At 42.4% G+C, this 11,746-nt stretch carries 11 protein-coding genes; 1 reads left to right on the forward strand and 10 read right to left on the reverse strand.

The window, feature by feature from the left end:
• The first annotated feature begins 66 nt into the window (after positions 1-66).
• Complete coding sequence (locus BLR93_RS04935; protein WP_093211761.1) at positions 67-1,338, forward strand: glycoside hydrolase family 18 protein; 1,272 nt, start codon at positions 67-69, stop codon at positions 1,336-1,338.
• A gap of 14 nt (positions 1,339-1,352) precedes the next feature.
• Here BLR93_RS04935 and BLR93_RS04940 read toward each other — a convergent pair whose 3' ends face one another.
• From BLR93_RS04940 to BLR93_RS04985, 10 genes are all read right to left on the reverse strand, one after another.
• Positions 1,353-1,952, reverse strand: a complete 600-nt coding sequence (locus BLR93_RS04940; RefSeq protein ID WP_093211763.1) for a response regulator transcription factor — start codon at positions 1,950-1,952, stop codon at positions 1,353-1,355.
• Positions 1,949-3,082, reverse strand: a complete 1,134-nt coding sequence (locus BLR93_RS04945; protein WP_093211765.1) for a sensor histidine kinase — start codon at positions 3,080-3,082, stop codon at positions 1,949-1,951. Before BLR93_RS04945 ends, BLR93_RS04940 begins: the two co-directional genes overlap by 4 nt.
• Before the next feature lie 172 nt (positions 3,083-3,254).
• Positions 3,255-4,310 (reverse strand): Delta(5) desaturase DesA, encoded by a 1,056-nt coding sequence (gene desA / locus BLR93_RS04950; protein ID WP_093211767.1) that lies wholly within the window; start codon positions 4,308-4,310, stop codon positions 3,255-3,257.
• A 155-nt stretch (positions 4,311-4,465) separates the two neighbouring features.
• A complete protein-coding gene (locus BLR93_RS04955) occupies positions 4,466-5,419 on the reverse strand; it encodes an ArsA family ATPase (protein ID WP_175559246.1) in 954 nt (317 codons plus the stop codon).
• A 17-nt stretch (positions 5,420-5,436) separates the two neighbouring features.
• Positions 5,437-5,694 carry a cory-CC-star protein gene (locus BLR93_RS04960; protein WP_093211771.1) on the reverse strand — a complete coding sequence of 86 codons (258 nt, stop codon included), beginning with the start codon at positions 5,692-5,694 and terminating at the stop codon, positions 5,437-5,439.
• 52 nt (positions 5,695-5,746) lie between these two features.
• Positions 5,747-7,471 carry a carbon starvation CstA family protein gene (locus BLR93_RS04965; RefSeq protein ID WP_093211773.1) on the reverse strand — a complete coding sequence of 575 codons (1,725 nt, stop codon included), beginning with the start codon at positions 7,469-7,471 and terminating at the stop codon, positions 5,747-5,749.
• A gap of 217 nt (positions 7,472-7,688) precedes the next feature.
• The gene (locus tag BLR93_RS04970; protein WP_093211775.1) at positions 7,689-9,125 is read right to left on the reverse strand and encodes a DHA2 family efflux MFS transporter permease subunit; all 1,437 of its coding nucleotides are present in this window, start codon (positions 9,123-9,125) and stop codon (positions 7,689-7,691) included.
• A 235-nt stretch (positions 9,126-9,360) separates the two neighbouring features.
• Positions 9,361-10,602, reverse strand: coding sequence for a dicarboxylate/amino acid:cation symporter (locus BLR93_RS04975; RefSeq protein WP_093211777.1), 1,242 nt, complete (start codon positions 10,600-10,602; stop codon positions 9,361-9,363).
• A 324-nt stretch (positions 10,603-10,926) separates the two neighbouring features.
• Complete coding sequence (locus BLR93_RS04980; protein ID WP_093211779.1) at positions 10,927-11,418, reverse strand: DUF1189 family protein; 492 nt, start codon at positions 11,416-11,418, stop codon at positions 10,927-10,929.
• Positions 11,419-11,495: 77 nt separating this feature from the next.
• The gene (locus BLR93_RS04985) at positions 11,496-11,744 is read right to left on the reverse strand and encodes a YuzB family protein (RefSeq protein ID WP_093211781.1); all 249 of its coding nucleotides are present in this window, start codon (positions 11,742-11,744) and stop codon (positions 11,496-11,498) included.
• Positions 11,745-11,746: the final 2 nt, after the last annotated feature.

Genomic DNA, 11,746 nt, shown 5'->3' on the forward strand with positions numbered 1-11,746 from the left:
TTAAGGCATATTCAGCGTTCCTGACCATAAAATGGTGTAATAGAGAAGAAGAGGGAGTGGTTTAGGATGGCAGTACACGTTGTCAAACCCGGGGATACGCTGTGGTCGATTTCCCGCACCTACAGAGTCGGCATTCCAGAGATTAATGAAGTAAATGGCTTAACCTCTGACTTTCTGATGCCAGGACTGGCGCTTTATCTTCCTACTCAAACGCTTCCTGAGCGTTATTACCGAGTTGAAAATGGGGATACGCTGTGGTCGATTGCACAACAATTCGAATCCAGTATCGAATTAATATTACAAGCAAATCCTGTAATAGCCGCAAACAACCTGTCGATCGGTCAAGTAATCAACATCCCATCTTCGCGCCGGTACAGCATGCAGACATTAGCCTTTGTGGATGCTTTTATTCCCTCCCCGCTAACAGAGAAACTTACCAGATTATCTCCTATCCTTACTTATATTGCTATTTTCACGTATGCCGTTCTGGAAGATGGTTCACTTACAGATGTAGACGATGAGTCCCTCTTGGAAGCTTCAAACAGACTCAATATTGCTCCGTTAATGGTTGTCAGTAATTATGCGGAGGGAACGTTTAGTCCAGAACTAGCCGGAAAAACACTGCAGCCGGAAATTCGCCCCCTCCTGATTAGCAATATCGTCCGGATACTTAACGAAAAGGGCTATGCTGGAGTCAGCCTTGACTTTGAATTCATCCCGCCTGAATCCAGAGTGGCGTTTACTCGTTTTTTAATTGAGTTGAAGGAAGCAATCGGAGATTTAATTTTGCAGGTTAACGTCTTTTCGAAGTCAGCAGATATGCCAAATAACCCATTTGCCGGTGCCTTTGACTATGCAGCCATTGGCCAGATTGCAGATATTGTCACTGTCTTGACTTATGATTATGGCTACACGACTGGACCTCCAGATCCTGTTGCGCCGATTTGGTGGGTAGAGCAGGTGTTAGAATACGCAGCGAACCTTATACCTAATAACAAGTTAATGATTGCTATTCCTTTGTATGGATATAACTGGAACACTTCCGCTGAAGCTGATTCTACTACACCTGCACGAGCGATTCCGGTGCTGCAGGCCCAACAATTGGCGCAGCATAACCGATCGGTGATTTATTATGATCAGCAGGCTCAATCTCCCTATTACACTTACACCATCAATGGCCAGAATCACACCGTGTGGTTTGAAGACATCCGCAGCATAACCGCTAAATATCGGCTGCTGGAAACTCACAACTTATTAGGTGCTGCTTACTGGAGGCTTCGCTATGATTTTCCGCAAAACTGGGCATACGTAGAACGGAATGTTAATGTTTTATCGTGAAATAAGCTATAAAACTATTTAAACCAGCCTTTCTCCCTAAATCTAGTTATTGCCTCAATCCGGTTTCCTACTTCCAATTTATCAAGGATGACAGATATATAATTTCGGACCGTTCCGTTCGTTATAAAAAGCTCACTAGCAATTTCTTTCGTATCCTTTCCGTCGGCCATCAATTTCATCACCTGTTCCTCGCGTTCCGTCAAAGGATTCTCTTCACCAAAAGCCATATCAATTAATTCTGGTGCATAAACACGCCGGCCATCCATAATAGCACGGATCGATTTTGCAAGGTCCTCACTAGGGCTGTCCTTCAGTAAGTATCCGCTTACCCCGGCATTCCGTGCCCGTTCAAAGTAACCCGACCTGGCAAAGGTCGTAAGAATAATAACTTTGCACGGGTGGTCCTTTAATTCTTCGGCAGCATCAAGACCGCTTTTTGTGGGCATTTCAATGTCCATTATGCAAATGTCGGGTTGATGCTGCTTTACTAAGGTAACAGCTTCTTCCCCATCCCGAGCCTTGGCAATCACTTCCATATCCTCCTCCAGGTCAAGCAGAGATCCAAGCGCCCCCAGCAGCATCCGTTGATCTTCAGCAATTACAATACGAATCACAGTAATCCCTCCCGTTTAGTTTGTTGAATAACATTTGGGACACGAATATGGAGTACCGTTCCGTTTACCGACTCAATTTCCAGGCTGCCGTTCACAAATTCCAATCGCTCTCTCATCCCTTGCAAACCGTGACCTGTGAAAGAATCTTCCTTTGGGATTCCTACTCCATCATCTTCCACTTTAATATGCCATTCATTATGTGACTGTTCAATTAAAATGCTGCAAAACGTTGCCCCACTGTGTTTTACCACATTCGTTATTGCTTCCTTTAAACTCATACTAAGAACATTTTCAATCAGCAATGGAGTTTCTGAAAGCTCCGTGTTTCCTTTTACCTCAAACGCTATTTGAGCAGCTCCCAGTATTTGCTTAATATGAACGATTTCATCCTTCAATTTTGCTCCTCTCATGTCGGAAACCATGTCCCTCACTTCTTTTAAAGCTGTGCGGGCCGTTTGGTGAATATCGCTGATTTCTGATTTTGCAGACTCCGGTTTAACATCGATTAACTTTCCTGCTAAGTCGCTTTTTAGACCGATAAGCGACAATTTCTGGCCTAAGGTGTCATGTAAATCACGCGCAATCCGCTGCCGTTCTTCGATCACCATTAGCTGAGAAATCCGTTTATTAGCATCCTCCAATTGTCCTTCGAGCTTTTCTCTCTTAATGCGGTTATACATACTGAATGGCATAAGTACCACACCGATAAGACTGACAATCACAAAGGGAAGCTGGCTGAAAAACAAATCTAGATCGATCAAAAAACCAGTGGTGATTGCAGCAACGGTAGTGGTAAGATGAACGACATACAATGTGATAAAACCAGCTTTATTTTGGATATTACCGATAAAAAAGGCTAAAAATAACGCAAAGTATACATAACCAAAAAATAAAGTCATTACAATGCTAATTGCCATTTCTATACTTACCCATACATAAACCGGCCAGCCTTTCGAAATAAAAGATAGGCGATAGGAAGTAAAAAACAGCAGAATCATCGTAATTCCCAGAACAATTTCCATCATAGTCGATGACCGAAAAATAAAATAAAAAGGAAGAATACAAAAAATAATCCAGATATAAGAGCTAAGCCCCGTGTTTTTTGGGATAATATGATACCAGTTTTGCATAGCAGCCCCCTTAGCAAAGAATATAAAGCATAACATACCAAAATTATAACAAAAAAAGGAATCAAAGCGCAGATTCACCGGGTAGGGAGGGACGGAAAATCCACTATACTAACCGAAGAATGATTAACAAAACCCTTCAAAATAGATTTTTGAAGGGTTTTGTTCGCCACTTTTATTTTTCCTGAAGGCTTGGCGTTCTATTGCTTAGTTGTACCTTGGATGATGTTTTTTTCCGCTGCAAGCCTTTTAACTCTTTAAAGCTGATGAATGTTTTGCTTTCTTCATCGTATAAACGAAAACGCAGCGATTCTAAACTGGATAAGAATGTAATTGTGGTCGCCTTTTGTAATGGCGGCGTAGATTCATGCGCTTGCTCTAAATGATAGTTTGGTACCCTCGGGTTCAAATGATGAACATGATGGAAGCCGATGCTACCTGTCATCCACTGCATCACTTTTGGGAGTTTGTAATAAGAACTGCCATCTACTGCAGCTTTCACATAATCCCATTCTTCTTCGTTTTCGAAGTAAGAATCCTCAAATTGGTGTTGAACGTAAAACAGCCATATGCCAAGTGAGCCGGAAACGAACAAGATAGTCCCTTGAATGATTACCAGTGCCTGCCAGCCGATTGCCCATATTAACAGACCATAAATAGCCGCGATTGAGACATTAATCAGGTAAGTGTTCAAGCGTTCCTTTTTTCTTGCTCCTTTTCTATTAAAGCGGTTGTCCACCATGAAAAGATATATAGGACCTAATCCAAACATTACGAGTGGATTACGGTATAATCGGTAAGTTAATTTTTCCCAGAAGGAAGCTGCAGAATACTCTTCCACTGTCATTACCCACATATCCCCAGTGCCTCGTTTATCTAAGTTACCGCTTGTGGCATGATGGATAGAATGACTTCTTTTCCACTTTTCAAACGCAAAGTGTGTAATGATACCTGTAAGCGTGCCGAGAATGCGGTTTGCTTTTTTGTTTTTAAAAAACGATTGATGTGCGCAGTCATGGAAGATGATAAAGATCCTCACCACAAAGCCTGCTGCTACAACTGCTAATGGGATAGTTATCCAAATGGAAATGGATAAGCTTTGGTATGCTAAAAACCAAAGTAAAAAGAACGCCGGTATCGTGTTTATTAGTTGTTTAATACTTGATTTCGTGTCCGCTTTCCCGAATGGAGCGACATTTTTTCTAAGTTCAGCCTGTTTTTGTTTACTCATGTTTTCCTCCTCAAGCATACTTGCCATGCTTTATCTGGAATAAACCAATTGGTCTATCCTTAATGATAGGGGAAATCCCTCAATGTTGTAAGACACAAACGTCAAGGAGCTTGTATGACATTTGTCATGTATCTTCGTTCATTACTATTATTTTTTCATAACTCCATAAAAATATTCGAACCTTCAAGGAATTTTCCATATTTTTTTAGCTGGCTGAACGTAGTAATGTCTTCCGTAAAAAAAGGAACATAGTGAATATGTTTATCCATAAAAGATTGCTTAATTTCATTGATGTATGGCTTCTCTATTTGTTTTCTTCTCGCCAAAAATTCTCCATCTGCGTTTTTGGGCAGTACTTTGTTAACAACTAGGGAATCAATGTCAATATCGAATCGTTCCAGTTGAGAAATTGCTTTTTTAGTTTCTTCAATCGCTAATTTTTCCGGATTCAAAACAAAAACAAAACCAGTTACAGCGTTGTCCAGCAAAATCTTTCTGGCCTGGTCAAACTTGTTGCGGCGTTCTGATAATACTTCAAAAATTGGATCTTCGACAGGCTCCCCATCATTTAACAACTGACTGTAATTTTTATTTGTCTTGCGTCTCTTTTCCAGCATGCCATCCATCCATACCCCCATCAGCTCAGGTAGGGTCAATAACCGGACGGTATGCCCGGTCGGTGCTGTATCAAAAATAATCCGCTCAAAATGGGCCTGCTCTTCTATTATGATGGTAACAATCCGGTCAAATAACGCAGCCTCCTCAGCACCCGGAGAGGCCTTTGCCAGGTCCATTTGTCTGTTTACTTCTTCAACCAGACTTGATTTTACTAAACCAGACAGGTTGTCCTTCACACCCTTAATATAACGGTCAGTCTCAACTGCGGAGTCCACTTCCAATACGGACAAACGGTCGGCAACCTCGACGATTTCACCGCCGATTTTCCTGCCAAAAATATCCCCCAGGTTATGGGCCGGATCCGTAGAAACAAGCAAGGTTTTTTTGCCTTCCCCTGCTGCTCTACAGGCAAGCGAAGCAGCAGTTGTCGACTTTCCGACTCCTCCTTTTCCACCTACAAAGACAATCGGCTTGTCAATATTCGCTTCCACGTTGATGCCTCCTCTTATTAACAGCAGCGGATTCCTTCCAATGGAGATTTTTCCATTCCCATCCGCAAATGCCAGTCATGAAATTTTTCAATCATATACGGATATAGTTCTAATGTGTAATAATAAACAGGATTAGGAATACCTACCATTTCTGAATATAGAAGCAGCAGGAATAAATCTTCCTCATCCCGGAGTTCCCTTGCGACTTCACTTCGATGCGGTAAACTTAACATTTCGTCATACCAGTCTATTAGCATTTTCAGCTTATCAAACATCCGGCAGCCTCCTATTCAAATAGAAAAAGGGGCAGCTCTATGCCCCCTTATCTCAATTTTGTTTTAATTGATTCCTGCTAAGTGTCGAAACAGCGGTAATGATGATCCAAATAGCGAAAACAAATATAACGGCTCCTAATACGAATAACAACATGTTAGAGTCAGATCCAAACCAGGACCATTGGAAAAGTACTTGGTTAAACATGGCAAGCAGAGTCATCAAAAGCAGGAAAATCATCGGGATCAACGTAACCAGGTAATTCCTCCCTTGACGCTTGAGCCAGATGGAAATCAACAGCAGACTAATACCGGCGAGCAGTTGATTGGATGTACCGAACAATGGCCATAGTAGATAGCCCCCAGAGCCAAATCCTCTTGATCCTTCCGGCAGCAGGACTAGAACCGTGCTTAGGATGACAGCAACGCTTGTAGCCACATGCATTTTTGATAATGCCGGAACCTTATATTCAACACCGAGTTCAGCGATGATATATCTCATCAATCGGACAGAAGTATCAAGCGTTGTCGCGGCAAAACTGACAACGATGATCGATACGATGGTTGTTGCCACACCCGCAGGTATTGCCAATCCGGTTGCTAACTGACTGGCTCCTTCGATGAAATTGCCTAAACCCGTCGCATTCGCCTGCGTGAAGCTGGAATATGCTGCTGTAAAATCGCCAGTTGTTGGAAACAAGGTGATCACAGCAAGAATGGAAACCAATGCCAAAGCTCCTTCACCGACAGCTCCAAAGTATCCGACGAAACGGGCGTCCGTTTCCTTATTTAATTGCTTGGAGGAAGTACCGGAGGAAACCAATCCATGAAATCCGGAAATAGCTCCGCAGGCAACTGTAATAAACAACAGCGGGAACCAGGAAACATCGTTAGCTGCGCTGGCGACAGGCGCTGTTACTTCCGGGTTTGTAAATAATAAACCAAGATAAAGGATTGCCATACCAACAACCAATTGGTGAGAATTAATATAATCTCTCGGCTGGAGCAGCTTCCAAACAGGCAGTGTTGATGCTACATAAACGTAACCCATCAAAATAATAATCCAAATGAGAAAGGCCGTGGAAACAGCTCCCATTCCAAATAGACCGGCAGCCCCCTCCCCTCCTATATACTGAACGAGGTCGATTTGCAGTGCTGGTGTATTACTAGAGATAATGGCAACGCCGTACATAACCGCTAGCGCAATCAACGATGGAATCAACATCTTTGTTTTCCCCTTGTAAACGGCAAATCCAATCCAGATTGCTAGTGGAATTTGGATGAAGACTGGCAGTACACTCGCAGGGTAAGATATAAATAAGTTCGAAATCACCCATGCGAACACAGCATTGACCATTAATACCAAAATTAGAATAATGAAAAGGAATAATAGCTTTGCTTTTTTGCCAATCAGGCGGTGAGCAAGAGTGCCAATCGACTGCCCCTTATTCCGTACCGACAAGACCAGGGTACCGAAATCATGGACCCCAGCAGCAAAGACCGTACCCAAGACGACCCATAAAAACGCTGGAAGCCAGCCCCAATACACAGCTATCGCCGGGCCAAGTATCGGAGCTGCTCCAGCGACCGAAGTAAAATGGTGGCCCCATACTACATATTTATTTGTTGGAACAAAATCAACTCCATCTTTAAATTGATGAGCTGGTGTTACAAAGTTGGGATCAAGTCTATAAATTTTTTCCGCAACAAACTTCGAATAAAAACGATAACCCAGAATGAAAATTATAATCCCGATAGCAGCTACCAAAAGACTGCTCACTTTAACAACCTCCCCTTGTCTATTTTTCATTAACCACTATATGTGTAAGCGTTTTCTTTAATGCTGATTTCAGTATAAAAAACAGGACAAGAGAATACAAGTAATCTACTTTTCGACAAATACAGCAGTCAGCAAGCAGCCTTCCATTGGCGTAAAAAACTGCTGATAATCCGGCAATGGATTACCGGCTCATCAAGCAGTTCTCTGTACAATGCTATCAATCTCCCCGAACTCTTTGCTGTCCTCTGTCTTCATCGTTAAGTCCCTCTTCAGCAGGCTTGCTGTTTTTAATAAAAAACGAAAGAAGTAAACCAAATAAAGAAAGAACCGAGACAACGATAAATGCCATATTCGCCCCATAAATATCGGGATGTGAAATTTCCGGACGCTGCTGGGCTGTTTCTTCTGTCGTCGTCATAACTGTAACTAGAATAGCAGTACCAACCGAAGCGGCGATCTGCCGCATTGTATTATCCATAGCAGCACCATGGGGAATCAACCGCTTGGGCAGCTGATTTAATCCTGCAGTAGCTATAGGCATCATTACCATTGACAAGCCAAGCATACGGATACTGTACATGATGGTGATAAATGCAAATGATGTCGTAGTATTTAAAGCAGAAAAAGCCAATGATGAAACAGTAATGATCGATAAACCGACAATCGCCAGCCATCTTGCACCGACCCTGTCAAAAATCCTTCCTGTCACTGGAGACATAAGACCGGTAATCAGCGCGCCTGGCAGTAAGGCAAGACCAGCTTCGAATGCCGAGAACTCCCGCATATTCTGCATATACAGCGGAATAATCGTTTCTACTCCGATTAAACCCATAAAAACAATCATACCGACAATGACCGCCAACGGAAAAATCGAATACTTAAACACCCGGAACTCGAGCATCGGATGCTCCAAACGTAATTGTCTGGTAATAAATAGAACCAGTGCCAATACGCCAAGCCCCAATGACAATAGCGTAAGAGCTGCCGACCAGCCGTTGTTGCCTGCACTGGTGAAACCATATAACAGGCCGCCGAACCCGAAAGAAGATAAGATAATGGATAAGATATCTACTCTCGGCCTGCTTACTTCTGTTACATTTTTCATAACAAAAAAAGCAACAACTATATCAATAATAGCTATTGGCAAAATGATAAAAAACAGCAGCCGCCAGGAGTAATGGGATGTAATCCAGCCAGATAACGCAGGCCCGATAGCAGGGGCAAAGGAAATGACCAATCCGATTAAACCCATTGCCGCCCCGCGCTTGTTCACTGGAAAAATCATCAAAAACACTGTCTGCATAAGCGGCAGCATTACACCCGCACCCGCAGACTGAATTACACGGCCAAACAATAGAACCTCAAAGTTTGGTGCAAGACCTGCGACAAGCGTGCCAACAGCAAAAGTGCTCATAGCTGTGATGAATAACTGTCTTGTCGTAAACCGCTCCAGCAAGAACGCACTTACCGGTATCATAATCCCATTGACCAGCATAAACACCGTTGTAAGCCACTGTCCCGTGTTTGCTGTAATATTCATTTCCTCCATAATTGGCGGTATCGCAGTAATCATCAGTGTTTGATTCAAAATAGCAATAAACGCTCCTGCTAGCAGAAGTGTTACAATGGTAGACCTTTTATAACTGGTTGCCATCTAGTTTCCCTCTCTCCTTACCATGATCCATCAATCATGTTTTGTTGCGCATTTTTTACTAATTTAGATTACACGATTTTAATGGTTTATTCTATTAACCTGACTTATATATTTCTATTTTTATAAATGACACCGGTATAAGCGGAGAGTTTGGGAAAGATGGTGTCTAAAATACAAAAAAAAGGAAAGGACTATCAAGTCCTTTCCGGTTTCTTATTGTGGATAAAATGCTAATCTAATTTAATTGCTGTGTCGGCGTATCGCTGCTCTCACTATTATTGTTTTCTGTTTCCGAAACAATTACCGCACATGCAGCATCACCAGTCACATTAAGGGCCGTCCGTGCCATATCAAGCAGTCGATCAATACCGATAATTAAAGCAATTCCTTCTACAGGCAAGGAAACTTGATTTAGTACCATGGCAAGCATAATCAGCCCGACACCCGGTACTCCGGCTGTGCCGACACTAGCCAGCACAGCTACAAGAACGATCATTAATAATTGAGAAAATGATAAGTCCGTATTATAAACTTGTGCGATAAAAACGGTAGCTACCCCTTGCATGATAGCTGTTCCGTCCATATTGATGGTCGAACCGAGCGGTTGGACGAAGCTGCTGATCGGCTTAGGTACCTTTAGGTTTTCCTGGGCCGTCTTCATCGATATAGGCAGTGTGGCACTGCTGCTCGAAGTACTGAAGGCTACGGTCATTGCCGGGAAAAAACCTTTAAAGAAAGCAATAGGACTCATTTTCCCTAGGAAAGAGACCGCCGATCCGTAAGTGACGATGGCATGGATAATCAAACATGCTATTACGACAAGCATATAGGAAGCCATTGCCTTGGCGCCATCAAGTCCCATGGTTCCAATTGCAGAAGCTAATAAACCGAACGCGCCATATGGAGCGAATTTCATAATCAAATTAACGAGGAACATCATGATTTCATTCCCCTGTTCAACTACTCGCAGTACAGCGGCTGTCTTTTTGCCCAGCATGGCCAAAGCAAAACCGATAAAAATCGAAAAAGCAATGATTTGCAGCATATTCCCTTCCACCATCGCCAAAATCGGATTGGCTGGTATAATATTCGTGAAAGTTTCAACGACTGTTGGTGCTTCATTGCTTTCAAAACTGGCACCAGCAGTATCAATTCCGGTATTGCCCGGCTGGAATATATAAGCAAGTGCTAAAGCTATAGTAATCGCAATAGTCGTGGTTGCCAGAAAAAATGCAATCGTTTTTCCGCCAATCCTTCCTAATTTCTTAGGGTCCCCCAGAGAGGCAGTTCCGAGCGTAATAGAGAAAAATACAATTGGGACGACAAGCATTTTTATCAAGTTAAGAAAAATCGTTCCGAGCGGACTGAACACATAACTATCAAGCGTTCCGAACAAATCAGGTGCAGTAAAGTGTAAAACCAGACCGATGCCAGCACCCAAAATCAGGCCAATAAAAATCTTGGTGGTCAACTTCATCGTATTACCTCCTTATAAAATTATGAAAGCGCTTACTTAAATAAAGATATGTTTGCTATGTGAAAAATATCCTGCTTATTCAAAGGAAAAGGAAAAAAATGAAGATAGCGGATTATCCGCTATCTTCATATCGCTCTACTTCTGCCCATAGTTGATCCTCTTCTCCCGGTTTTCGCTCTACTTCTGCCTAGTTGATCCTCTTTTCACGGTTTTCGCTCCACTTCTGCCCAGAGTTGATCCTCTTCTCCCGGTTTTCGCTCTACTTTCGCCCAGAGTTGATCCTCTTTCCACAAAAAAACCTTTCCTAAGTGAAGGAAAGGTTTTTTATGGTTCTCTCGTTTTCTTTTTTGGATATATGGTTATCATCCGGCACAGGATGACATACAATCCGCCTGCAAGCAGCAGGACAATCGACCAATGATCCCAGCCAATCAGCTTAACTGCGGTGTGAATCAACAAAGGGATGGTCAACGCATAAGCTGTCATTTTCCATAGATGCTGGAAGGCCAATTTTCTTTTTAAGAATGTGGATAGAATCAAGGCACCTGCCGCCAGTAACGTAATCATTACCAGTCCTGAAAATATCACATACATGGGATAAAAGGTGATGCTCTGCAGGATAAAAACACTGCGTAAATTACTATCAAGCAGAAGATTGTCCTGGAATGCCAGTGTGTAACCCTCAGGTAAATATAATAAAAAAATGAGTACAAATATATAGATCAGCGTGTCCCTCATGCTAACCCTGTTCAGCCAAAATACTGCCTGTTTTTTAGGCAGGACTGCACTATGCTTTAAAATCTCGATTAAATGCAAGAATGTTCAACTCCCAGCAGCATTTCCATTTTTTTAAAATTATAGCATAGTCAATTATCCTCTCGCACAGCGCTTGGTTAGTTTAAATAGAAAGCTAGTTCCTCTTCTATTTTTTCTCTAATGACATGTAAGCATTCTTCTGCTGTTTTGCCAAACACCCGTGTATTATTCACCATTGCGTACGGTCTGACCCGGCACAATCCGCAGAAGGATAAACAGTCACTCTTAATGACAGCGACCTCGGGATACTCTGCTTCAATAATTCGCTCCACGTCTACTTCGTTTATCAGGCTGGCATCACAAATTTCAACAACTACAATTCCCATAG

It is taken from the genome of Sediminibacillus albus (genome assembly GCF_900101125.1).
GTDB lineage: Bacteria > Bacillota > Bacilli > Bacillales > Amphibacillaceae > Sediminibacillus > Sediminibacillus albus.